The organism is Tenacibaculum sp. nBUS_03 (assembly GCF_051201695.1).
Taxonomy (GTDB): Bacteria; Bacteroidota; Bacteroidia; order Flavobacteriales; family Flavobacteriaceae; genus Polaribacter.
This window is the reverse complement of the sequence record NZ_CP179214.1, coordinates 2,789,979-2,814,206: the sequence shown is the minus strand read 5'-3', so window position 1 is coordinate 2,814,206 and position 24,228 is coordinate 2,789,979. Positions and strand designations below refer to the sequence as shown.

Annotated in this window: 29 protein-coding genes, 3 tRNA genes and 1 pseudogene; 10 read left to right on the top strand and 23 right to left on the bottom strand. The window is 30.0% G+C overall.

Annotated elements, in window-relative coordinates; genetic code table 11:
• The 12 genes and pseudogenes from ACMFBB_RS13050 to ACMFBB_RS12995 form a co-directional block, all read right to left on the bottom strand.
• Positions 1-1,377, bottom strand: coding sequence for a GspE/PulE family protein (locus ACMFBB_RS13050; protein ID WP_435261211.1), 1,377 nt, complete (start codon positions 1,375-1,377; stop codon positions 1-3).
• A 509-nt stretch (positions 1,378-1,886) separates the two neighbouring features.
• On the bottom strand, positions 1,887-2,297 hold the full coding sequence (locus ACMFBB_RS13045) for a prepilin-type N-terminal cleavage/methylation domain-containing protein (protein ID WP_435261210.1): 411 nt from the start codon (positions 2,295-2,297) through the stop codon (positions 1,887-1,889).
• 50 nt (positions 2,298-2,347) lie between these two features.
• Positions 2,348-3,469 carry a type II secretion system F family protein gene (locus ACMFBB_RS13040; RefSeq protein WP_435261209.1) on the bottom strand — a complete coding sequence of 374 codons (1,122 nt, stop codon included), beginning with the start codon at positions 3,467-3,469 and terminating at the stop codon, positions 2,348-2,350.
• Complete coding sequence (locus ACMFBB_RS13035; protein WP_435261208.1) at positions 3,459-3,950, bottom strand: PulJ/GspJ family protein; 492 nt, start codon at positions 3,948-3,950, stop codon at positions 3,459-3,461. Before ACMFBB_RS13035 ends, ACMFBB_RS13040 begins: the two co-directional genes overlap by 11 nt.
• Positions 3,937-4,281: a hypothetical protein gene (locus ACMFBB_RS13030; RefSeq protein WP_435261207.1), complete on the bottom strand. Its 345-nt coding sequence runs from the start codon at positions 4,279-4,281 to the stop codon at positions 3,937-3,939. The genes ACMFBB_RS13035 and ACMFBB_RS13030 overlap by 14 nt, the downstream gene beginning before the upstream one ends.
• Positions 4,269-5,486 (bottom strand): hypothetical protein, encoded by a 1,218-nt coding sequence (locus tag ACMFBB_RS13025; protein ID WP_435261206.1) that lies wholly within the window; start codon positions 5,484-5,486, stop codon positions 4,269-4,271. Before ACMFBB_RS13025 ends, ACMFBB_RS13030 begins: the two co-directional genes overlap by 13 nt.
• Positions 5,437-6,120 carry a toxin-antitoxin system YwqK family antitoxin gene (locus ACMFBB_RS13020; RefSeq protein WP_435261205.1) on the bottom strand — a complete coding sequence of 228 codons (684 nt, stop codon included), beginning with the start codon at positions 6,118-6,120 and terminating at the stop codon, positions 5,437-5,439. The genes ACMFBB_RS13025 and ACMFBB_RS13020 overlap by 50 nt, the downstream gene beginning before the upstream one ends.
• A 295-nt stretch (positions 6,121-6,415) precedes the next feature.
• Positions 6,416-7,844: pseudogene (gene pyk, locus ACMFBB_RS13015) on the bottom strand (pyruvate kinase).
• A gap of 3 nt (positions 7,845-7,847) precedes the next feature.
• Positions 7,848-8,321: an IPExxxVDY family protein gene (locus ACMFBB_RS13010; RefSeq protein ID WP_435261204.1), complete on the bottom strand. Its 474-nt coding sequence runs from the start codon at positions 8,319-8,321 to the stop codon at positions 7,848-7,850.
• 92 nt (positions 8,322-8,413) lie between these two features.
• Positions 8,414-9,142, bottom strand: coding sequence for a ribonuclease III (rnc, locus tag ACMFBB_RS13005; protein ID WP_435261203.1), 729 nt, complete (start codon positions 9,140-9,142; stop codon positions 8,414-8,416).
• 6 nt (positions 9,143-9,148) lie between these two features.
• Positions 9,149-10,399, bottom strand: a complete 1,251-nt coding sequence (gene fabF, locus ACMFBB_RS13000; RefSeq protein WP_435261202.1) for a beta-ketoacyl-ACP synthase II — start codon at positions 10,397-10,399, stop codon at positions 9,149-9,151.
• A 7-nt stretch (positions 10,400-10,406) separates the two neighbouring features.
• Positions 10,407-10,643, bottom strand: coding sequence for an acyl carrier protein (locus tag ACMFBB_RS12995; protein WP_093871978.1), 237 nt, complete (start codon positions 10,641-10,643; stop codon positions 10,407-10,409).
• Positions 10,644-10,824: 181 nt separating this feature from the next.
• Between ACMFBB_RS12995 and ACMFBB_RS12990 the strand changes: the two genes are divergently transcribed.
• Together ACMFBB_RS12990 and ACMFBB_RS12985 are read left to right on the top strand one after the other, a co-directional pair.
• Positions 10,825-11,394 carry a phosphoribosylglycinamide formyltransferase gene (locus ACMFBB_RS12990; RefSeq protein WP_435261201.1) on the top strand — a complete coding sequence of 190 codons (570 nt, stop codon included), beginning with the start codon at positions 10,825-10,827 and terminating at the stop codon, positions 11,392-11,394.
• Positions 11,387-12,022 carry a ribonuclease H1 domain-containing protein gene (locus ACMFBB_RS12985; protein WP_435261200.1) on the top strand — a complete coding sequence of 212 codons (636 nt, stop codon included), beginning with the start codon at positions 11,387-11,389 and terminating at the stop codon, positions 12,020-12,022. Before ACMFBB_RS12990 ends, ACMFBB_RS12985 begins: the two co-directional genes overlap by 8 nt.
• 55 nt (positions 12,023-12,077) lie before the next feature.
• Here ACMFBB_RS12985 and ACMFBB_RS12980 read toward each other — a convergent pair whose 3' ends face one another.
• On the bottom strand, positions 12,078-12,422 hold the full coding sequence (locus ACMFBB_RS12980; RefSeq protein WP_435261199.1) for a toxin-antitoxin system YwqK family antitoxin: 345 nt from the start codon (positions 12,420-12,422) through the stop codon (positions 12,078-12,080).
• Positions 12,423-12,799: 377 nt separating this feature from the next.
• Here ACMFBB_RS12980 and ACMFBB_RS12975 point away from each other — a divergent pair, with 377 nt between their 5' ends.
• Complete coding sequence (locus ACMFBB_RS12975) at positions 12,800-13,153, top strand: DUF1304 domain-containing protein (protein WP_435261198.1); 354 nt, start codon at positions 12,800-12,802, stop codon at positions 13,151-13,153.
• A 65-nt stretch (positions 13,154-13,218) separates the two neighbouring features.
• Entirely contained in the window at positions 13,219-14,019 is an 801-nt protein-coding gene (locus ACMFBB_RS12970; protein WP_435261197.1) for a mechanosensitive ion channel family protein, read from the top strand.
• A 3-nt stretch (positions 14,020-14,022) separates the two neighbouring features.
• Here the strand turns inward: ACMFBB_RS12970 and tsaB are convergent, their stop codons facing one another.
• The 10 genes from tsaB to cyoE form a co-directional block, all read right to left on the bottom strand.
• Positions 14,023-14,697, bottom strand: a complete 675-nt coding sequence (tsaB, locus tag ACMFBB_RS12965; RefSeq protein ID WP_435261196.1) for a tRNA (adenosine(37)-N6)-threonylcarbamoyltransferase complex dimerization subunit type 1 TsaB — start codon at positions 14,695-14,697, stop codon at positions 14,023-14,025.
• A 93-nt stretch (positions 14,698-14,790) separates the two neighbouring features.
• Entirely contained in the window at positions 14,791-16,116 is a 1,326-nt protein-coding gene (locus tag ACMFBB_RS12960) for a TolC family protein (RefSeq protein WP_435261195.1), read from the bottom strand.
• A gap of 220 nt (positions 16,117-16,336) precedes the next feature.
• Entirely contained in the window at positions 16,337-16,555 is a 219-nt protein-coding gene (locus ACMFBB_RS12955) for a hypothetical protein (protein WP_435261194.1), read from the bottom strand.
• On the bottom strand, positions 16,548-17,081 hold the full coding sequence (locus tag ACMFBB_RS12950; RefSeq protein ID WP_435261193.1) for a DUF420 domain-containing protein: 534 nt from the start codon (positions 17,079-17,081) through the stop codon (positions 16,548-16,550). The genes ACMFBB_RS12955 and ACMFBB_RS12950 overlap by 8 nt, the downstream gene beginning before the upstream one ends.
• On the bottom strand, positions 17,074-17,721 hold the full coding sequence (locus ACMFBB_RS12945; RefSeq protein WP_435261192.1) for an SCO family protein: 648 nt from the start codon (positions 17,719-17,721) through the stop codon (positions 17,074-17,076). Before ACMFBB_RS12945 ends, ACMFBB_RS12950 begins: the two co-directional genes overlap by 8 nt.
• A 10-nt stretch (positions 17,722-17,731) precedes the next feature.
• On the bottom strand, positions 17,732-18,379 hold the full coding sequence (locus ACMFBB_RS12940; RefSeq protein ID WP_435261191.1) for a hypothetical protein: 648 nt from the start codon (positions 18,377-18,379) through the stop codon (positions 17,732-17,734).
• Between the two features lie 63 nt (positions 18,380-18,442).
• Complete coding sequence (locus ACMFBB_RS12935) at positions 18,443-18,784, bottom strand: cytochrome C oxidase subunit IV family protein (RefSeq protein WP_435261190.1); 342 nt, start codon at positions 18,782-18,784, stop codon at positions 18,443-18,445.
• 17 nt (positions 18,785-18,801) lie between these two features.
• Positions 18,802-19,785: a cytochrome c oxidase subunit 3 gene (locus ACMFBB_RS12930; RefSeq protein WP_435261189.1), complete on the bottom strand. Its 984-nt coding sequence runs from the start codon at positions 19,783-19,785 to the stop codon at positions 18,802-18,804.
• A 56-nt stretch (positions 19,786-19,841) separates the two neighbouring features.
• The gene (locus tag ACMFBB_RS12925; protein WP_435261188.1) at positions 19,842-20,432 is read right to left on the bottom strand and encodes a cytochrome c oxidase subunit 3; all 591 of its coding nucleotides are present in this window, start codon (positions 20,430-20,432) and stop codon (positions 19,842-19,844) included.
• A complete protein-coding gene (cyoE, locus tag ACMFBB_RS12920) occupies positions 20,432-21,334 on the bottom strand; it encodes a heme o synthase (RefSeq protein ID WP_435261187.1) in 903 nt (300 codons plus the stop codon). The genes ACMFBB_RS12925 and cyoE overlap by 1 nt, the downstream gene beginning before the upstream one ends.
• A 167-nt stretch (positions 21,335-21,501) precedes the next feature.
• Between cyoE and ACMFBB_RS12915 the strand changes: the two genes are divergently transcribed.
• From ACMFBB_RS12915 to arsS, 6 genes are all read left to right on the top strand, one after another.
• A tRNA-Gly gene (locus ACMFBB_RS12915) sits at positions 21,502-21,573 on the top strand.
• A gap of 23 nt (positions 21,574-21,596) precedes the next feature.
• Positions 21,597-21,685 (top strand) — tRNA-Leu (locus ACMFBB_RS12910).
• 65 nt (positions 21,686-21,750) lie between these two features.
• Positions 21,751-21,836: transfer RNA gene (locus tag ACMFBB_RS12905), tRNA-Leu, on the top strand.
• A 113-nt stretch (positions 21,837-21,949) separates the two neighbouring features.
• Positions 21,950-22,657 carry a DUF547 domain-containing protein gene (locus tag ACMFBB_RS12900; protein WP_435261186.1) on the top strand — a complete coding sequence of 236 codons (708 nt, stop codon included), beginning with the start codon at positions 21,950-21,952 and terminating at the stop codon, positions 22,655-22,657.
• Between the two features lie 71 nt (positions 22,658-22,728).
• Positions 22,729-23,064 carry an arsenosugar biosynthesis-associated peroxidase-like protein gene (locus ACMFBB_RS12895; protein WP_093869767.1) on the top strand — a complete coding sequence of 112 codons (336 nt, stop codon included), beginning with the start codon at positions 22,729-22,731 and terminating at the stop codon, positions 23,062-23,064.
• Positions 23,065-23,148: 84 nt separating this feature from the next.
• The gene (gene arsS / locus ACMFBB_RS12890; protein WP_435261185.1) at positions 23,149-24,201 is read left to right on the top strand and encodes an arsenosugar biosynthesis radical SAM (seleno)protein ArsS; all 1,053 of its coding nucleotides are present in this window, start codon (positions 23,149-23,151) and stop codon (positions 24,199-24,201) included.
• Positions 24,202-24,228: the final 27 nt, after the last annotated feature.

The window sequence follows — 24,228 nt, the reverse complement described above, 5'->3', positions numbered from 1 at the left end:
TTAAATAGCATTAATTAAAATTGGATATACCTCACTTGGAGTAGTTTCTCCTTTAGTCACTAAATCATAAGCTTTATCAGCTAATGTTTTTATGTTTCTCTTTTTTAAAATTTTATTGAAATTATTTGTTTTTTCACTAATCTCAGTTGCCAACTCATTATCTACAACTACAATCTCATAAATAGCTCTTCGACCACTAAAACCAGTGTAATGGCATTTTTCACACCCAACTTCCTTAAAGTATGATTTTGTTTTTAATAATGTCTTATAGCTACTCGGAAAATCGTTGCTGTTGAATGATACTTTCTTCTTACAACCACATAACTTTCTTACCAGCCTTTGAGCCAATGTAACATTTATTGTTTCTGACAATAAAAACGGAGAAACTCCCATATCTACTAACCTTGAAATTGTTCCTAAAGCAGAATTAGTATGAATTGTTGACAATACTAAATGGCCTGTTAAAGAAGCTCTAATTGCCATTGAAGAAGTTTCTTTATCTCTGATCTCTCCAAGCATTATAATATCAGGATCCTGTCGTAAAAAAGATCTTAAGGCACTCGAAAAAGTAAGCCCTATATCTTCATTAAGTTGCATTTGATTAACCCCATCCAAGACATACTCAATTGGATCTTCAATAGTAACAATGTTTTTTTCTATACTGTTTAATAACTTGAGCGTAGCATACAAAGTAGTTGTTTTACCTGAACCCGTTGGCCCGCTGATAAGAACAATCCCATTACTTTTCTGAACAGCCTCTAGGTAACTTTTTAATTCATCTTCATCAAATCCTAATATATTTAAGTCTAACGAATCTGTACTTTTACCTAATACTCTCATTACTATTTTCTCGCCAAATTGAGTAGGTATAACTGACACTCTTATATCATAACCACCTAATTTAGTTCTACCATCTTGTGGTAGTCTTTTTTCTGTAATATCGAGATTAGATTTAATTTTAATAATATTAACAAATTCAAGATATAATTCTTTATCAATTGTTCTTTTTTGAACTAAAACTCCATCTAATCTGTATCTTATCCTAGTATAATCTTCATAAATTTCAAAATGAATATCACTACTTTTTAAAGAAATAGCCTCTTGAATAATTTCACTTAAAAAATCAGATTGTAAATCGTCTTTCTTATCATTATTACCTTTGCTAGCATTTCGATATTTTTTAGACAACTCCCTTTCAACAAGAATTGTACTCGTTTTTATAAGCTTTACTTTTTTACCTAAAATTATTTCAAGTTCAATTTGTAACTCCTCCTTGAACTTTGTCTCATCAATAAGTAGTTCAATACATTCACCTTCATCCTTTATAGGAACAATACCATAAAACCAAGCCAGCTCTCCTGTTAAAATTTCTTCCATAGCTTTAAAAATTTATATTAATGTAAAAGCTTCTATTTAACAATTGAGTAAATAAAATTAAAACCCCTAGATATAGTGATAGATAGCCAGCCAAAGGAATAGTTTCTCTTTTGTCAATTTTAAATTTTAAAATGAATAAATGAATTAAGAGTGAAATGAATAACCCTGTTATGAAGAACAATACATAATTAACAAAACTAAAAACAGGGATAATAGCAAAAAAAAGAAATATATCTCCTTCAGCTAAACCTGGAATTTTAAAGAAAACCCCATTAAAGTGCTTGCTTTTTAAAGTAGTATAAATCTTTATACAAATAAGATTAAGAAAAACAAAGATTAAACTAAAAACTATATTATTATAAACTCCATTTTCTAGAATAAAAACAACAAAAGCAATAACTAATATAGCTGGAAAATATAAAATATTAACCAATCTAAATTTAAAATCTTCCCAAAATATTAACCCTAAAAAGAGAACTAACAATATATCTAATAACAAGAGCATATTACTAGTCTTTTACAACTTCTTTTAAATTTCTTTCCTGATCAATTTGCCATTCATTATAAGTTCCGTCTCCATCAAAATCTGCCAGGGCTCTTGCTCTTGCAACAAAACCTGAACTTGAAGCTTCCTGTATTGTAATTACATAAACGGCCTGACCTTCATCATCAATTGTTCTTTCTTGAACAAATCCAATATCATCAAGATTAGATGAATACTTAGAGTACCTGTAAAAATAATTTTTTTGCAACCCATGTAAATGGGCTAACATATTTTGTGCTTCTAAAGATTTTGCTTGTGATACAACTGAAGTTTGATTTGGCATTACTAACAAAATGATAATTCCGATTATAGCTAAAACTACAAGAATCTCACTTAAGGAATAAGCCTTAACGTATTTGTTTTTTATTTTTTTCATGCTAATTAATTAAATATTTTCAGTGCTATTTTTTTGCAAATATATGGTAATTAATTTGAATTTAGTATTTTACTTAAATCAAACATTGGCAAATACATGGCGATTAAAATTACTCCGACTAAACCACCAATTACTATTATTATAATAGGCTCGATTAGAACACCGATTCGTTTAGACTTAGTTTCAACTTCCTCTGAATAAAGTGATGCTAAATAGTTAAACATATCCTCTAATTGATTAACCTCTTCAGAAATTTTTATCATAGAAATCATTCTGTTATCATAAAAAGGATATTCCTTCAAGCTATTTGTCAAACTTTTTCCTTTTATTATTTCTTTTTTAATCCCGTCTATCGATGATTCTATTGGATAAAAAATTATCATTTCCTTTATAAAACTAAGCGAATCAACTATAGAAACATTAGCTCCAAGAAGTAACCCTAGAGCATTGCAAAATCTAGATAAATATATTGCCTTAACCATAGAGCCTATGAAAGGAAGTTTAAGAATAATCCCAGAGGAAATCCTTCTAAAACTGGCATTATCTCTAAATTTAAAATAGAAAAAACATATTACCACAAAAACCAAAACTAGACATAGCAGGAAATAAGAAAAATTATCGGATATATATATTATTCTTCTAGTCAAGCTAGGTAAATCACTGTTAAACTGTCTGAATACTTTTTGAAACATAGGTACGACATTTCTTAACATAAATACCAGTACCGCAAAGGTTATTGAAATAACAAAAGTAGGATAAGTTAAAACCGTTTTAATCTGACTTTTTAGTTTATTTTTTTTTTCAAAAAAAAGTTCTAATTCTTCTAAAACCTTAGGAAGAGTTTTTGTTTGCTCTCCGACAGACAAACTATTTATTTCAAATGGAGTAAAAAATTTTACTTGACTCATTGAATAAACAAGTGTTTTCCCTTTTAGCAACTCACTTTTTATCCTTTTCAACCCAGATAGTAACTTTTTATTTTTATATTGAGAAATTAATAACGTAAAGGCTTCTTCTAAAGTTACACCCGATTTAAGCATAACCTTTAGTTCTCTATACATAATCATCTTTAACTTGTCATTAACCCCTCCTTTGAAAATAATTGGAAATTCCTTCCTTTTTTTACTATTCTTTACATTCTTTTTTTTGTATCCACTTACATCAATCTCCATAAAAAAACTTTTGATTTGTTAACACATTTGATGGATAATTCTTTGAAAAATATAATCCCGTTTTTCTTCCAAGAAAACTAACCTTAAGTGAAAGGTTTTTAAGTACTTTAAAATCTCTATCAACTATAAAAAATGGATTAATATGTTTAATTTGAATATCGAAAGTATCGATAGTATTTCTACTTTCTAATTTTCTAGTCACAAACTCATTTTGTAAAGTATACAATATCGTTTCCTTATCTTTAACACATGTTAACTCATTAGACTTAAAAAACAAAACATCAGACATATAGAAATCCCTTTTTAGGGTATTCTTAAATAAAGCTAGCGTAATGGTTTTATTTTGACTTTTATTAAACTGAGAGTACTGTCGCGATAAAGTAGAGAAAAGTAAATATAATATACTCACAATAACACTCGTAATAACCATAGTTATTAATATTTCAATTATTGTATATGCCCTTACCTTATTTTTTTTCATATATCACTAGGTAATTTTTATCGATAAATATATTTCCATTCTTTTCTGCTGAAATTTTCAACAACACTAAATCTTCATTTTTTTCTGTACCATACGTACGAATAGTTAAATCCCCTATATTGACACTATTTCTACCTAAATATCCACTAGGACTCTTTTCTATTTCTATTTTAATTGAATCTATTTTAGATAAAGTATCTATTCTTATAACTCTACTTTGAAATGAAGCAAATAAATTAGAGAATATAACCATTGAAATGAAAACGGCAATTGAAACCAGAGCCAATGAAAGAACACTTTCCGCTAAAGAAGAGGCTTTTATTTGATGCATTTAAGAATTCTTGATGATGATTTTTTTCCTTTAAACAATTTTAATTGGTGTGTAAAATTTGGAAGCTTATATATTTTTAAATCGGTCGCAGCATTTCTATGCTCGGATTCATTTGTGTGAAAATATAATTCATGAGCCATCATTTCACCAAACATTTTACCTTTGAAAAATAATTTTCCCTGCGAATATAAATCGCCAACCACCTTTGTATTTTCCTCCATTATAATATCGGATTGTTTTTTTTCAGAAAGCGAAATAACAGCTCCTAAAACTGAACTTCCGCTCTCTATTGATATACTTCCTTGCCGATCGTTCTTTAAATACAAAACAGATGGGTAGTTTAGAGTCACATTTCTTTCTAATTTTATAAGTTTTGATGCTAACACCTGAACATTTCCTGAAAATCCGTTTTCAAAAATAATCTCTGGCGCCACAATTAACAAATCCAACAGCCTTGTATTACTTCTAATTAACAATTTTCGAGGTGATTCTATGACAACATTTCCCTCTATTTTTATCCCCTCTAAAACCCCTCCATTAACAATAATTTTTTTAGTTGGAGAAAAAAAACTATTTGAAAACCCCTCTCTTACACTCTCTAAATCAATCAACTCACAACTTTTTGGAAGAAAAAAATCATTTACATCAGGTAACTTATTTTTAGATTTATTTACTAATTTGCTTATGCTAATCTGGTTTAATGTTTTAGGGATGTAAAGCTCTCCATAGGTTCCGTTTGGAATATAGATATTTTCCTGAATCATTGTTTTTCCACCTAGCTTTAATTGCTTATTGTTATCTGAAATATAAAGTGATATTGCTTCGCCCCTTTTTTCTCCTAAAAACAATGTCTCTTTTAAAGTGTCCTTGGTATTCCAAACCTTGAATTGAATTTTCTCTAAAACTCCCCAGTAACTCTTTCTAACGGCAACTTTTTCTAAAAAACTTATATTCGAGTATTTGTTGAGAAAAACATCATCGTTTACAAAATCAGACTTACAAAAATTACGAGTAGATTTTGATTTCTCTATTAAATAATTTTGATTTTCAAACTCATTAGCAATTTTATAAAAATAGGTTACCATCAAAACAATGGTAGCTAAAACAATACTTACTAACAACAAGGTTATTACCACATAAGATAGTGATTTTGCTTTAACTTTTCTTTTCCTTGAAAGTATCCCAAAACGTCTCAACATTTTCATTAACTATTTTACCTTTAGAATATCTTTTTCTAGTTTTTTTCCTGTAATCAATCCAAATACCTGTTTTAAATCCACGCTTATATCTTCCTTTTCTAATCACCCCCCCTAAACTATCATATTCTTTATAAATACCATTTCGTAGATTCTTAGACCAAGTAGTTTTTGTTAGATTTCCATTGTCAATAATTGTCCATTTAGAATTCTTCTCTCCATCAAGATAATATCCACGGATAATTTTTTTATTCTCTTCAGCATAGTACTCATAAAAACCATCTTTTTTTCCTTCTTTCCAATTAGTAATGCAAATCAAATTTCCTTTCTCATCCCATTCTTTCCATTCCCCATTCTTCATCCCATATAAAAAATTCCCTTCCTCTATTATTTTTTTGGAAAAAATTAAAGTTTTTCTGTACTTGCCATGAAGTAATCTCCCACTAAACCCAGAAAAAGTTGATTCTATTTTTTCTAAAGCATACCAATAGAGTTTTACTTCTCTTTTAAATTTCACTTTTGAAGTATTTTCTGTAATAGAGAATTCATATGTAAACTTAGTATCACTATATTTTCTCTTTGAACTATCAGATTTAAATAAGAATAATAATACACACACATTCAATAGAAGTAAAGATTTCATAACATTTTATATTTTGTAGTGCAAAATAACATTATTTTTATATACTTAAAAAGTACATTTTTTTTTATTTATAACAATTAATCTTAATAAAATTTTTATTTGTATTCTAAGCAGTATAAAAAATTAAATGAATTTATATGTTGCGAACTATCAAGACCTGAATTTAATATAAAACTTAGAAATGAAACTATGATGCTATTATTGCTTCAAAGAAAATACTATTCTAATAAAACAAAAACTTGTTAAGTTATAATAACAAGCTTTTTCTTTTATCCCTTTAGTATTATGTACCTCATTAATCAATTTGTGATACACGCAATGTATTGACCATTCCTTTAGCTTTAACTGGCATTGATGATAAATTAATCATAAAATCACCCGTTTTAACAAACCCTTTCTCTTTGGCAATTTCATTAATATCTTCTACTGTATCATCGGTACTTAAGTCTCTATCATAATGATAAGCCCTAACTCCCCATAAAAGATTTAACTTTCCTAAAATTCTCTTTTCTGATGAAAATGCTAACACATGAGATTTTGGCCTCCATGCAGAAATTTGAAAAGCAGTATACCCGCTATTCGTTAAAGTTGTTATAGCTGAAGCTCTTATATCGTCTGCCATTAAAGCCGCATGATGACATACTGATTTAGTAATAAAACGATTAGTTCGAATGTGTGGAGGTGCTTGTGGAACTTCAATAAGATTAGAAAACTCAACACTTTGGATAATTTCACTCATTTTTTTAATAACTCTTATAGGGTGTTTCCCTACAGAAGTTTCTCCAGAAAGCATAACAGCGTCAGCCCCATCCATAATAGAATTTGCCACATCATTAACCTCAGCTCTTGTGGGCACAGAGTTTTCTATCATGGTTTCCATCATTTGAGTAGCAATAATAACTGGTATTCTAGCTTGCTTAGCTCTTCTTACCAAACTTTTTTGAATCAATGGTACATCTTGCATCGGTACTTCAACCCCTAAATCACCACGCGCAACCATAAGTCCATCACAGTAAGGTATTAAAGCATCAATGTTTTCAACAGCCTCAGGCTTTTCTATCTTTGCAATTACAGGAACTCTATAACGAGATTTTTGTTTTATTAAATCACGTAATATTCTTAAATCTTCAGGGGTTCTAACAAAAGAAAGTGCTACCCAATCAACCTCCTGATCTAAAGCAAAAACAACATCTTTTTTATCTTTTTCAGTAAGAGCTGGTAAAGAAATTTTTGTGTTTGGTAAATTAACCCCTTTTTTAGATTTCAACGATCCGCCAACTACTACCTTTGTTTTAACACTAGTACTTTTATCAGTTGAAACTACTTCGAATAATAATTTACCGTCATCAACTAAAATTTGCTCACCTTCTTTAACATCTTTAGGGAAGCGTTGATAGGTCATGTAGGCTTTTTCTTGTGTACCTATGCATTCTTCAGTTGTAAATGTGAAGGCATCTCCCGCCTTTACTTCAACACCTTCCTTCATAACACCAACACGAAGTTTTGGGCCTTGTAAATCAGCTAATATCGCTATATTATACCCTTTTTCTTCGTTAATTTCTCTAATTTGACTAATTCGCTCTTTTACTATATCATAATCAGCATGTGAAAAATTTATTCTAAATACATTTACTCCCTTTTCAGCCATTTCAGCTAAAATTTCTTTAGTATTTGTTGCTGGTCCGTAAGGTCGCTACAATTTTGGTTTTATTGTTATTTGGCATATGCTAAAAAATTAAAAAATCTTTAGATTTTAACGTATCAACTTCTATTTGATATGATGTTATTACTTGAGGTATTTGCTTTATTTTTTGTACAGCGTTTTCTATGAACGTATAATCAAAATCCCCCTCTATTTTTATAAAATAATCTACTTTTTTCTTTTCAGGAACAAGGTAATTTGTTACGGTATTTTCTGCAAACAACCCTATTTCTTCCGATTTTATTTTATGTTTACTGACGTTGTTTATTAAAAACCAGTTATGATCTGACTTCAAGTTTAAATATTCATATACAGAAAATGATGTTTTCACATCATTTTTAATCTTAATATCTAAGCAATAACTTGCTTTTTTAAATAAACTATTTAGTATCCCATTCAAAAGATATGCTAATTTATAATCATTTAAGGTAGTATGGATTCCAATTAATGAGTACTCATTAGAATCACAAACATTAAAATCCAGTTCATAAACAGGCATAAAACAACAATTAGTTTTTTGCTAAGTTAGTAAATGTATCTATATTTCAATGTGAAATTAACGAAAAGCTTTTCGTTGAAAAGTTAAGAGTTTTACATTTTATTTTGCATGGCATAGTATACTCTCTTAGCTGCAATTTCTTCTGCCTTTTTCTTAGAAGTTGCTCTTCCTTTAGCAACCATTATTCCATCGATGCTTATTCTAACACTAAAATGTTTTTTACTTTGATTACCAGTATCTTCGTAAGAGTCGAAACTATATTTCTTTTTATTTTTTTGGCACCATTCTATTATGTATCCTTTATAGCTAGATATCTTTCCTTCTAACCTTTCAATGTCTACATATGGTAATATTACCTGCTCATAGATAAATTGGTTACAGTAGTTATAACCTCTATCTAAATAGATAGCTCCAATGAGTGCTTCAAAAATATTTCCATGAATATTATTACTAATTTGATTGTTAGCAATATTACTTTTAACAAACCTAATAAGGTCTAGGTCTTTCCCTAATGTATTTAAATGTTCTCTACTGACAACTTTTGATCTCATTTGAGTAAGATACCCCTCATCTCCTTTAGGCACTTTTTTATATAGATAAGAGGCTATAACAGTTCCTAAAATAGCATCTCCTAAAAATTCGAGACGCTCGTAATTTATAGGATTGCCTTTTTTATCTAACATTTTTAAAGACCTATGAGTAAACGCTTTTTTATAATGCGATAACTTTATAGGCTTGAAATTAAGCAACTCTTTTAATTCGTAGTAAAAGTCTTCATCCTCTTTATTCTGGGGTTTAACTATTCTACGAAGAAAATTCATATGAAATTAATCTAGTTTTTTGAAAACAACACAAGCATTATGGCCACCAAATCCAAAAGTATTACTCATAGCTACTTTAACATCTCTTTTTTGAGCTTTATTCAATGTTAAATTTAACTCTGGGTTAATATTTTCATCTATATTATTATGGTTGATTGTAGGAGGAATAACTCCATGCTCCATCGCTAAGATTGAAGCAATAGCTTCAATAGCACCAGCAGCACCTAACAAGTGACCTGTCATAGATTTCGTTGAATTGATGTTAATATTTTTAGCATGATCTCCAAATACTTCAGAAATAGCTTTTAACTCTGCTACATCACCCAACGGAGTAGAAGTACCGTGAGTGTTAATATGATCTACATCTTCTGGATTAAGTCCTGCATTTTCAAGACAATTTTTCATTACAGCAATTACCCCAATACCTTCTGGGTGCGGTGCCGTCATATGATGTGCATCTGAAGACAAACCACCACCAACAACTTCAGCATAAATTTTTGCGCCTCTAGCTTTAGCGTGTTCATATTCTTCTAAGATAATTGCACCTGCTCCTTCTCCTAAAACAAAACCATCACGTTCAGCATCAAAAGGTCTTGAAGCAGACTCAGGATTTTCATTTCGTGTTGACAAGGCATGCATTGCATTAAAACCTCCCATTCCTGCAATTGTCACAGCAGCTTCACTACCACCAGTAACAATAACATCACAATGACCAAGTCTTATATAATTTAAAGCATCAATCATAGCATTAGCTGATGATGCACAGGCAGATACTGTTGTGTAATTTGGCCCCATAAATCCATTTTTAATAGATATATTTCCTGGAGCAATATCTGCAATCATTTTCGGAATAAAGAACGGATTGAATTTAGGGGTTCCATCACCTTTAGCATAATTAAATGCTTCGTTCTGAAAAGTTTCTAAACCACCAATTCCTGCTCCCCAAATAACGCCAACTCTTAATTTGTTAACGTCATCTAGATTTAACTTAGCATCAGCTATGGCTTCATCAGAAGCAACCATTGCATATTGTGTAAATCTATCCATTTTACGTGCATCTTTCCTATTCATGAAATCAGTCACGGTAAAATTCTTTAACTCACATGCAAAACGAGTTTTGAACTTGGCAGCATCAAAATACGTTATAGGTGCTGCTCCGCTAACTCCGTTAACTAAGCTATTCCAATACTCATTTTTATCGTTTCCTATTGGCGTTAATGCGCCAAGTCCAGTTACTACAACTCGCTTTAATTGCATATAATTCTTATTTTTTTGCGTCTTCTATATAGCTAACCGCCTGACCTACGGTCCCGATGTTCTCAGCTTGATCGTCTGGAATTTGAATATCAAATTCTTTTTCGAATTCCATAATTAACTCAACAGTATCTAATGAATCTGCTCCTAAATCGTTTGTGAAGCTTGCTTCGTTAGTTACTTCGTTATCGTCTACTCCTAATTTATCCACGATAATTGCTTTTACTCTTGATGCAATGTCTGACATAATTTTATAAGTTTTAAAATTTAAAATCGGGGCAAAAATACAAATCTTAAGTTTTAATTCTAATTTTTGGCCAAATAATTGTGATGTCTAAATTAAAAAAAATACTTGAATCTTTTATTATATAGCTTATCATTGTTAATAATTATTCTTTTTTTTGCAGTAACTATACAACTTAATCAATATGAAACGTATCGTAATTTTTGCTTCTGGATCTGGCTCCAATGCCGAAAACATTATTAAATATTTTCAAACTTCTAAAGATGCTGAAGTTACTCATGTGCTTTCCAACAATAAACATGCTAAAGTTTTTGACCGTTGTGAACACCTTAATATTGAGGCCTCATTATTTGATAAAGAAAGCTTTACAAAAGAAGATACTGTGCTTAATTTTTTACAAGTTGAAGCTGATATTATTGTTTTGGCAGGTTTTTTAAGAAAAATTCCGTCAAAAATTATTGAAGCTTTCCCTAATAAAATAATAAACATTCATCCTGCTTTGCTTCCAAAATATGGAGGTAAAGGAATGTATGGTATGAATGTTCACAAAGCTGTTAAAAATAATAATGATACTGAAACTGGGATTACAATTCACTACGTGAATGAAAATTATGATGAAGGCACTATTATCTTTCAGGCTAAAACAACATTAAATAGCGAAGATACTCCTGAATCTATAGCAAAAAAAGTTCAACTTTTAGAATACAAGCATTTCCCAAGGGTGATTGAAACCGTAATTTTAAAAAATGGGTAAGAAAAAATATTATGTTGTTTGGAAAGGAAAAAAAACAGGTGTTTTTTCTTCGTGGTTAGAATGTAAAAAGCAAATCCACTCATATGAAGGTGCCCAATATAAAGCCTTTGCAGTTAAAAAAGAGGCTGAAATAGCATTTAAAAAAAGTTATAATGACTACAAAGGTATAAATACCAAGAAAAAAGTTTTGTCAAATAGTGAAAAAGAAAAATATGGAACACCAATTTTAGAGAGCATATCTGTTGATGCTGCTTGTTCAGGAAATCCTGGAATAATGGAATACAGAGGTGTGTTAACTCATAATAAAAAAGAAATTTTTAAAATGGGTCCCTTTAAAAACGGCACAAATAATATTGGTGAATTTTTAGCATTGGTTCATGGGATAGCCCTATTAAAAAGTAAAAAGATAAAAAACACTCCTATTTATTCAGACTCAAAAATTGCCATTGGTTGGGTCAGACAAAAACGATGTAAAACAAATATTCAATTTAACAATAGTAATAAAGACATTTTAGAGTTAATAAAACGAGCAGAGAATTGGTTACAAAATAATCCAATAGAAATATCTATTTTAAAATGGGAAACTAAAGCATGGGGAGAAATTCCTGCAGATTTTGGTAGAAAATAAAAAAACCGAGTATATGTATACTCAGTTTTAATTTATCTAATAAAAAAATTAGCTGCTATTTTACTGCAATCTTGGTGTCATCTTTCCAGTTTTGAACACTAGCTATCGTATTATTTTCATAATCAATTTCTTTTAATCCATCTTTATGCCACATAAACCACTTACCAACTTTTTTCCCAGCTTTATAGTGTGCTATTGCAGTTTTATCTCCTTCTTTATTAAAAGAAACCCAAGTACCAGTTAACTTAGTATCTTTAAAAAATCCCTGTTCTTTAACCTTTCCATCTTCATAAAAATAAGTAGCTTTAACTAGTTCTCCAGCTACTTCATATTTAGGATTCACCTGTGCTTGCAATACTGAAACAGCTAAAATACAAGCTAAAACAATTATTTTTTTCATGTCTATAAATTTTAATTATTAACGCTATCATTACAAATATAACTATAATTTTACACTTAAACAACAATTACATAACATTAAGTTAACATTGAGATTTGATTTTTTAATGCATATAAAACTTAGTCTAGGATTAATCTAATAAGCAAGTATATTTAACCTATTAATAAAGCCAAGATTTAGCCACTATCAGTTCATATCAATTATTTGAAATAAAACAAGTTACTCTCTAAAAAACTTAAAATAGTACAGTTATTTTATATAGCACTTTAGAAAAACCTTAGGCAAAAACAAAACCTTTATCTATGTTTGTAAAACAATACTTATAAGCTTCAATAGAAGCCCCACGAATTAAATTTTTCAAGTAAAAAAAATTAAAAATGAACTATTTATCACTCATACTTATTGGCTTCATCGCTCTGATTCATGTTTATATCGTAATTTTAGAAATGTTATTATGGACAAAACCAAGAGGTATAAAAGCTTTTGGTTTAAAAAACAAAGAGTTTGCTGAAGAAACTAAAATATTAGCTGCAAATCAAGGCTTATACAATGGTTTTCTTGCTGGCGGTTTATTCTGGTCTCTTATTTCTGAAAAAACTGATGTAGCTATTTACTTTTTGATATGTGTTTTTGTTGCTGGAGTTTATGGCGCATACTCTACAAAAAAAACTAAAATATTTTTTATACAATCTATACCTGCATTAATTGCCTTTCTGAGTATATTTATTTAGTTTATTACTTAACAACCACTAATCACTAAATAATTATCAAAACACAATTCTTAAATTTACAAACAATGGAACAGTATACTGATCAATTTAAAGAACTACTAATAAATTACACACCAAAATTATTAACCGCTCTTGCAATTTTAATTGTTGGTTTATTTGCAATAAAACTGATAGTTAAGGGGAGTCAAAAAATAATGAAGAGGCAGAACGTAGAAATAACACTTCAAAAGTTTTTAGGAGACTTATTTAGCTGGGCTTTAAAAGCTCTACTTTTTGTAACAGTTATCTCAAAGTTAGGAGTTGCAACAACATCATTTGCTGCAATTATTGGAGCTGCAGGTTTAGCTATTGGACTAGCACTACAGGGATCTTTATCTAACTTTGCAGGTGGTGCACTAATCATGATTTTTAGACCTTTTAAAGTAGGTGATTTAATAGAAGCCCAAAGTGTTGTTGGCGTTATAAAAGAAATTCAAATTTTCACAACTCATATTAACACACCTGATAACAAACTAGCTATTATACCTAATGGGGCACTGTCAAATGGGAATATTATTAATTACACTGCTGAAGGGAAACTGCGTGTTGATTTAACCTTTGGTGTTTCTTATGATGCAGACATTAAACAAACTAAAGATATTTTAATGAGTGTTTTAACTTCTAATCCCAAAACATTAATAAACCCAGCCCCTACAGTACATGTATCTGAATTGGCTGATAGCTCTGTTAACTTTGCTGTACGTCCATGGGCCAACACAGATGAATATTGGGATGTATACTTTGAAACCACCGAAAACGTTAAAATTGCACTAGACAACGCCGGTATAGAAATACCATACCCGCATGCTGTTGAGATACAGAAATAAGGGTTATCGCTTTTTTTCTGGTATAGCTACAAAATCTTTTAAATAAAAAGGTTCAAAATAAGCGACATCTTCGATGTCGTTTTTTTTATACTTTTCAAAACTCAATAAAGCCATTTCTTTAGCAGAGGGAAATTTATCTTGAACAAAAATTGCATTCTCGTGTGTTATAATACCGTTACATTTATCGGAACCATCTCCTAAAAAATAAATTTTATTGTGATCTAACAACTCTTTGAATGAATTTTCATTAATAACTTCAGCTTTTATTTCTCGTATTTGGTTGTAATTCTTATCATAGATGGCAGAATATACCTCCATTCTTCTTGCATCTATCATAGGCACAATTAATCCATCTTCAATTTTAATATTCATAGAAAGAGATTTTAATGTATCTATTGATATAAGTGGTACATCAAAAGAAAAGCATAAACCTTTTGTTGCAGAAACTCCAATCCTTAACCCTGTATATGAACCCGGTCCTTTACTAACCGCTACTGCAACTATCTCACCTAAACTAACAGAAGCTTCTTTTAAAACATCTTCAATAAAAGGATGTAACTTTTCTGCATGAGAATAATTACCATTATTTAATTCTTTACTTGCTAAAACCTCACCATTGTTCGCTATACTAACAGAACAATTTTTTGTTGCTGTTTCTATGTTTAAAATTATTGACACAATAAAAAGTTTATTTTCAACAAAGATACATTATAATAAAAAACCTTACCAAATTGGTAAGGTTCTATATCAATAATAAATTATCCCCTTATATTAATCTAATATTGACTCCCCGTAATAAAACTTTAAAACTTTTGTTTTAAATACATAATCATATTTAGCTCTTATCATAGCTCCTTCAGCATTTACTAATCTATTTCTTACTTGATCAAAGTCAAACTGTGTCATAGACCCATAATTATAACTTACCTGTGCATTTTTAAATGCTTCACTTTGTGCTTCTAAAGATATATTTGCTGCTTCATATGTTTTTGCAGCAGCCTTAGCGTCTAGATAAGCTTTTTCTATCTCTTGTTGTAACTGTAACTTCTGACTTTCTAATGCTATATCTGAAATCTCTTTATTAATAATAGATTTAGCTACTCTATTTTTTGTTTGAAAACGATTAAATATTGGGATATTAAGTGATACTCCAGCGCTGTAACTAATTCTATCGTTTATTTGTCTTAAAAAGTAATCATTAGGGCGAATTAAATTATTAAACTGGTGAAAAAACGAGCTGCTAACGCCAAATGAATAAGTTAAAGTAGGTAAGTAAGCACCTTTAGCTAATTGTAAACTTATTAAAGAATTTTCTACATTCAACTTAGCTCTTTCTATTTCAGGTCTATTAATTAATGCCTTTTGATAAACTGAATTTGAAGAATTATATAATAAACTAAGAGATGGAGAATCAATATTAATTTTTTCTATATCAAAATTATCTGATGATATTTGTAGTAACTGAGCAAGTCCAAGCAACGCTAAATTTAACGTATTCTCCTGTAAAACAACATTTTGAGAATCATTCGATGCAGTTGATCGCACATTTAACAAATCACCTTTTGGTATTGCCCCTGCTTCAAATTGAGCCTTTGCCCTTGCTATTTGTTTTTTACTAATTTCTGCCTGAACAACGGCCACTGCCAAGTTTTCTTTTGCAAATAGCACATTTAGATACGTATTTACAACGTTTAATGAAATGTCATTTTCAATTTTGGCTAAATCTAATTCATTTCCTTTAACACCTAGTACAGCTTGTTTTTTAGAATTAATATTTCTAAACCCGTTAAAAATTGTACCACCACTTGATAGAGAAAATGATGAATTAAAATTTTGAGTATTCTGAAGCACACCATTTCTATCTTGCGAAAGTCCAGATGAAAAAGTTCCTCTAGAAGATCCATTTAAGTCTGGTAAAAAGTTTCCTTTAGCAATATCAACATCTTTTTCAGCTAGTTTAACATTCAATTTATTCTGCTTTATTGTGATATTATTTTCTAATGCATAATTAACACACTCTTTAAGTGTCCATTTTTTTTGAGAAAAAACTCCAAATGCCGATAATAAAGTAATTAATACTAAAATTTTAGTTTTCAAGACGTATATTTTTTATGTTCAATTAGTTATGTTCAATTGGTATTCCAATTAAGTCAAAAAACCTAAACAACTGTAAAACAAGTGTTTTAGGTTCAGTAAATTAAAAAAACTATAAAAAAACGAACACAACATGTCTGATTATGAACAATATTTTTAAAGCTTCCTAATATAGGACGACTAAAATTAAAATATGTTACAAGAAAATGTTCTTATTGAAGTGTTAAATTTTATTTTTTGTTCTATGCCTATAAATAAAGTAGAATAATAACCCTACCAATAAATATGGGAACACCATTAAATAGGTTATTCCATTGTTAACACCTTCGGCCATATTTATATCCCCTCCCTCAACAACTGCCTTACACATAGCACATTGTGAAAAAGACTTTTTACCTATAAAAATAACTACTAAAAATAAAATTAATTTCTTTTTACACATAATAAGGTGAAATCATTAAATAAACTACAACTCCTGTTATTGCAACATATAACCATAATGGAAATGTGATTTTTGCTATTTTTTTGTGTTCAGGAAAATTACCCAATCTAGCTCTCATAAATGTTATTAATACAAAAGGTATTATAACAATAGACAATAATATATGGGTTACTAAGATAAATAAATAAACGAACTTTATAACTCCTTCTCCTCCAAACTTGGTAGAGTTAGACGTCATATGATATGCTACATACATTACTAGAAAAAGAGCTGAACAAATAATAGCAGTTGTATTTAGTTGTTCATGTAGTTTCTTATTTCCTCGTTTTATAGCAACTATTGAAGCTACTAATAAAACAGCTGTAAAACCATTTATACTTGCATATATTGGAGGCAAGAAAGACAAAGGCTCAACATTAGGAATTTTGATACCAAACAAAGCTGCTACAGCCAAAGGAATTACCACAGAAACTATAGTAATAAACCTCTTATATTTTTTCTCTTCTAAATTATTAATCTTACTCATTTAATAATAACTTAATATCTTGTTTTAGTTCTTGTATTTGATTTGAAAATCCATGCTCATCTAAAGCTCTGTAATACATAATAGGGTTTCCGTGCTCATCGTATCTTGAACGAATGTACCCTTCTTTATCAACCAAAGCAAATAACCCTGAGTGTTCAAAACCACCATGACTATCTTCTCCTTTACCTACAAATAGTTTAAAACCTTTATTGGATAAATCATATACTACACTTTCAGGTTTTCCTGTTAGCAAATGCCAATTTTTATGATTAATTCCATGTATTGAAGCATAATCTTTTAACTTTCTAGGAGTATCTATTTCTGGGGTAATTGTAAATGAAGCTATTCCAAAATTAGGATTCCCCATAAATTCATTTTGTATATCAACCATCCTTCTATTCATAATTGGACAAATAGTAGGGCACGTAGCAAAGAAAAATTCTACTACATAAACCTTGCCTTTAAAATTATCATTTGTTATGGTCTCTTTTTCTTGATTTACAAATTCAAAAGACGGAACTTTATTAAACTTATGCAAATCAGCACTTTGAAAATGTTTTACAATTTTTGGAAATGCATATATTCCAAAAAGTAATATGACAAACGAAATTCCTATATATGAATAATCCTTTTTCTTCATTTCTAAATTATTAAATTTCTCTATCGGCGTTATTCTTTTTAAGTGCTAAACGATACTCGGCTAAAACAACTTTAACATCGTCTTTCATTTTATTATTTAACTCAGCAACAGACTTCATATTATAACCAAATAACTTCCCTCCAGCTACATCATTATCATCATCTCTTCCCCTTAAGCAAACATTTTTATCTATAATAAATGCCTTAGAAGTATGTATATTAGAGTCTAATGATTGATTGGTTTTAAAACTCTCATACAGTAGCTTTATTTCAACCTCATCACAAAAAATAAAATTCCATTTCAACATGTTTGTAAAAGCACCTATTTCTTTCTTAAGTTTTTCAACCTTATGTTCTGTACCCTTTAAAGCAATAACAATCATTTGAAAATCTTTAAATCCATAAAATGGTTTATATATCTTCTCATTTAAATTAAACAACTCTCCCTTTGTTGATTGAATGTCACTCCCTAAAAAAGTAACAATAGATATTTTTCTGGCAAATTGTGCTTTTTTAGTAACTGCTGAAATATCTGTTACATTATTTGTTAAAACGGGTAATTTAGCAAAGTTATTAATCCCCAGTGATAAGAATATGTAAAATAATAGAGGCACTATAAAAAGCGCAAACAGTACTATAAATTTTTGTTTTTTACTCATAAGAGTTCTTATTAAAGATGAAAAAAGGTGGTTAAACACCACCTTTATCTGAATTTTATAAAATTACCATTTTACTAATGGTCCTAATGTATCATATAAATACCCTCCTTCAATTAAAACTAATGTTACAAGGTAACATATTAAAAAGGTAGCTGTCCAAACGATAGAGCGTCTAAACCATGTTTTTTCTCCTTCTAAGTGCATAAAAGCCCAAGCAATATAATATGCTTTTACAATGGTTAAAATGATAAACATCCAGTTTAACCAACTAGTTCCTATACCATGTAAATGCAAAGCATCTGGTTTAACAATTCCAAAAGCAACTTCTACCGTTGTTACTATAGTTAAGATTGCTAAAACAATCCAAATTCTTTTTGTATTTGATTCGTGTGCGTGACCTGCCATTTTTTAATACTTTAAAATTATACTAAGTAGAAGAATGTGAAAACAAATACCCAAACTAAATCTACAAAGTGCCAATATAAACCTACTTTTTCAACCATTTCATAGTGCCCTCTTCTTTCATAAGTACCTAATACTACGTTAAAGAAAATAATGATATTAATTAAAATACCCGAAAAAACGTGAAATCCGTGAAATCCTGTAATAAAGAAAAAGAAATCTGCGAATATAGGGTTACCATATTCGTTTACATATAAATTAGCTCCTTCAACCACCATATTAGCTTTCGCTAATTGAGCTAAACTTTCTTCTCTAGATAAGATAATTTTTTGTTTAGTTTCAAGGTTAATTTTTTCAGTTCTTATCAATAAAGACGGATTATTCTTAAATGCTTCCTGAACTTGTGCTACAGAATATTCAGAAATGGTTCCTTCTTTTTCAAACCATAATCCATTTTCTCTAGTGTGTTCAACTCTACCATCTTTTCTATCATTATGCACAAAATCTGCTAAAGCAATTTGATGACCATCTTTTACAAATTGTAAAATATGATTGTCAGAAGTTTTTACAGCTCCATAAGAACCATTAATAAAGTTTTTCCATTCCCATGCTTGTGAACCAACGAAGATAATACCAAATATAATAGTTGCAAACATATACCAAGCTACCTTTTTTTGTTTCATTTGATGACCAGCATCAACAGCTAACACCATTGTTACAGATGATATGATCAAAATAAAGGTCATTAACGCTACATAGTACATTGGTGCATGCACCCCGTGTAACCCAGGAAAGTGCGTAAAAACTTCATCGGCAATTGGCCAAGAATCAATAAATTTAAAACGTGTTAAACCGTACGCTGCTAAGAATCCAGAAAAGGTTAATGCATCAGATACGATGAAAAACCACATCATCATTTTACCATAACTAGCGCCAAATGGCTTTTCACCACCTCCGCTCCAGGTTTCTTTTTTGTCAGAATTTACAGCAATATTTGCTTCCATAAATACTATTTAGTTAATTTTTGTTAAAACAGTGCGCCAAAATTAAGCATTTCTCATCATTTAATAAAATAGAAAAAGAAAAATAGATAAATCCATAAAACATCTACAAAGTGCCAAAAGATTGCACCTAGTTCAAACCCAAGCATATCAGTAGATGAATACTTCTTTTTAAAATGATTATAAATAACGACTAATAACACGACAACCCCTGCGAACAAGTGCAATACGTGCATAAATGTAATTCCTATTATGAAAGAAGTAGACACTGTACTTTCTGGTCCAGTGAAATACAATCCAACTTCTTTTAATTGATTAAAACCTACATATTGATACCAAATGAAACCCAATCCTAAAAGAAAAGTTATCAATAAAAGCATAAAAGATGCTTGTACCTTATTTTTTTTTAGCATTTTCTGAGAGAAGTATAACGAAATACTACTCATAACTATCAAAATTGTACTTACATAAAATGCTTGAGGTAAATTAAAAGTAACCCAATCTTCACGATTCATACTAATCACATAAGCACTTGTTAGTCCTGCAAAGAACATTACCATGCTTATCATGGAAATCCACAGCATTGGTTTTGCTGATTTTCTTTTAGCCGTTTTTAGCTCTTCTTGTAATGTTTGTGTTTCTGCGTTCATTAATGTAAAAATTTATCTACTACATATATTATTGGCACAATTGTAATGTAAAAAACACTTGCCAACATTAATTTTCTTGCATCAGTATTCTCTTCTGATTTGTATAATTTAATACCATAAAACAGCATTAAGATACCTAAAAGTAAAATTATCACAGCTGTTAGTGGAGAGATATAAAAACTCCCTGTCAATTTTAAAACAGGTGCTATCGACATTAAAATCATTACACAAGTGTAAAAAATTATTTGTACTACTGCGCCTTTATCTTTTTTATCCATTGGCAACATGTGTAACCCTGCTTTGTTGTACTCTTCAAATTGTAACCAACCAATAGCCCAAAAATGAGGAAATTGCCAAAAAAACTGAATCATGAATAAAAAACCTGCTTCTATGCCAAACTCCCCAGTTGCAGCAACCCAACCTAACATAAATGGAATTGCCCCTGGAATTGCTCCTACAAAAACAGCCAAAGGTGTAATTGCTTTTAATGGTGTATAAGCACTTGTGTATAAGAAAATAGATACGGCACCAAACAAAGCACATTTAGGATTTATCGAATATAAAATTCCAATTCCAGCAATTGTAAATAATACAGCAATAATCATTGCCGTTGTTACAGACATTCTTTTTGAAGGTAATGGACGATTTTTTGTTCGCTCCATTAATGCATCTATATCTTTTTCAATCACTTGATTAAAAGCATTAGATGCTCCTACCATAAAAAAACCTCCTATAGCTAAAAGCAATATAGTGGTATAGTTGATTTTATCAGCGCCCAATAAATATCCTGTAATTGATGTAAAAACTACACTTACAGACAAACCTACCTTAGTAATCTGTTTAAAATCAGAAAATAATACTTTTAAAGATGTTTTATCTTGTATTGTTGAAACAGTACTCACCTTGTTATTTAAATAATTTATGCAAAGATATTTCTTTCTTATAGAACGACCATACTTTTTAAAATTAATTAAAAAAAATTAAAATCTTTTTTTGTAATTCAAAAAAGGATGTTATATTTGCACCCGCATTCGCAGTAATGCACGTTCTTTAAAATAATTTTGACTACGCGAAAGTAGCTCAGGGGTAGAGCATCACCTTGCCAAGGTGGGGGTCGCGGGTTCAAATCCCGTCTTTCGCTCTTAACCTTTTAAAAGAGATTATGCTGAAGTGGTGGAATTGGTAGACACGTTGGACTTAAAATCCAATGGACTGTAATGTCCGTGCGGGTTCAAGTCCCGCCTTCAGTACCAAGCCTCACTTTAATTAGTGAGGCTTAATTTTAAAAGTAGTCAAAAAGCATATAGCATATTATTATGCTGAAGTGGTGGAATTGGTAGACACGTTGGACTTAAAATCCAATGGACTGTAATGTCCGTGCGGGTTCAAGTCCCGCCTTCAGTACAAAACCTTAGCATTTATTTGTTAAGGTTTTTTTGTTTTATAATTCTACACTATTTTTTGTAATGTACTAATTAATTACTCGTCTAAATCACCAGTTAAAAACAATATGTAAAATGCGAAAATTATTTTTAGTACTTAGTATTTCTTTTTTTTTAAGTTCATATAGTCAAACAGCCCTTTTTAATTCATTATTAAAAACACATGTTGACAGTAAAGGATATGTGAATTACACAGCATTCAAAAAAGACGAATCTAAACTACAAACCTATCTAGATTATTTAGCAAAAACCTCTCCTCAAAAAAATTGGTCAGCTTCAAAAACTAAAGCTTTTTGGATAAACGCCTATAATGCCTATACTATTAAATTAATTTTAGAGAATTACCCCTTAAAAAGTATTTTAAAAGTTAAGAGGAAAGGTAAAGACGCCTGGAATATAAAATTTGCCAAAGTTGGTAATAAAACATACACATTAAATCATATTGAACATAAAATATTACGTAAACAATTTAACGATCCAAAAATTCATGTTGGAGTAAATTGTGCATCTGGTTCTTGTCCTCAACTAGGAAATTTTGCTTTTACAGAAAGTAATTATGAGAGTAAAACTACTGAATTGATGAAGAAGTTTATTAACGATCCTAAACGAAATAAAATATCTGAAAAGAAAATTCATCTATCTAAAATTTTTGAATGGTTCAAGGAAGACTTCACTAAAAATGGAAGCTTAGTTGATTTTTTAAACAAATACTCAAGAATAAAAATTAGTAACAATGCTAAAGTTAGTCATTTACAATATGATTGGAATTTAAATGAGAAATAGCATTGTCCACAACAAAAGTAATTGCGAAAACAATTTGTATTTTTACTTTTCAACAAAAAATAATTAAATTAATGTCTAAAACATATTACGACCCAGCTGACTTACGAAAGTTTGGTAAAATAACGGAATGGAATGAAGAACTTGGTACAAAATTCTTTGACTATTACGGTAAAGTATTTGAAGAAGGAGCACTAACCGCACGTGAAAAGAGCTTAATAGCCCTAGCTGTTGCTCATACTGAACAATGCCCTTATTGTATTGATGCCTATACTAAAGATGGACTACAAAGAGGGGTTACCAAAGAAGAAATGATGGAAGCTATTCACGTTGGTGCTGCTATTAAAAGTGGTGCAACATTGGTACATGGAGTTCAAATGATGAACAAAGTGAACAAATTAGAAATGTAAAGTTTCTTTAAAATTACCTCGAACATAGTTATTCATTAATGCCATGGGGCTCAACTGGGTTCGTCCTCACAAAATTTTAAAAGAATGATTAAAAAATCACTTTTAGCAAGAAATAATGATCTAGCAAATACACAACGTCAAATAGAAATTTTGTCAAATGGAATTTTTAAAGATGAATTACCAACTTTTGCTAAAAAAATTAAAGAAACAAATCAATTTCCTCTTCGTCCAAAAAGATTGGAGATATTACAAATAAACTTAGGGTACATGTGTAATCAAGTATGTGCTCATTGTCATGTTGATGCGGGTCCTGATCGAAAAGAAATAATGACAACAGAAACGATGCTTCAATGTTTAAAAGTGATTAAAACTACTGGGGCTCATACTTTAGATTTAACTGGAGGAGCTCCTGAAATGAATCCGAACTTTAGATGGTTTGTAGAAGAAGCCGCAAAAGCTGGAATTAAAGATTTCATTGTTCGCTCAAACTTAACAATCATAAGAGCTAATAAAAAATATCACGATTTACCTGAGTTTTTCAAAAAACATAATGTTCATGTTGTTAGCTCCATGCCACATTGGACACGTGGAAAAACTGATAAACAACGTGGTAATGGTGTTTTTGATAAATCTATCAAAGCTTTACAAGAATTAAACGCTGTTGGGTATGGAATTGAAAATACAGGATTAAAACTAGATCTTGTTTACAATCCTTCTGGCGCTTTTTTACCTGGAGACCAAGCATCTATGGAAAAAGATTTTAAAAAAGCATTATTTGATGATTTCTCTATAACCTTTAATAGTTTATTTGCCATTACTAATTTACCTATTAGTCGTTTTTTAGATTATTTAATTGCGTCTGAAAACTATGAAGATTACATGCATGCTTTAGTTGAAGCATACAACCCAATAGCCGTAGAAAATGTAATGTGCACCAATACATTATCTATTAGCTGGGATGGATATTTATATGATTGTGATTTTAATCAAATGCTTAATTTAAAAGTAGCTAGTAAAGTGAAGCATATTTCTGCGTACAACGAAGAACTACTTCAAGATAGAAATATTATTATAAATCAACATTGTTATGGATGTACTGCTGGGTCTGGGAGTAGTTGTCAGGGTACAGTAGCCTAATAAAATAATCTGATAAGTTATTGATAT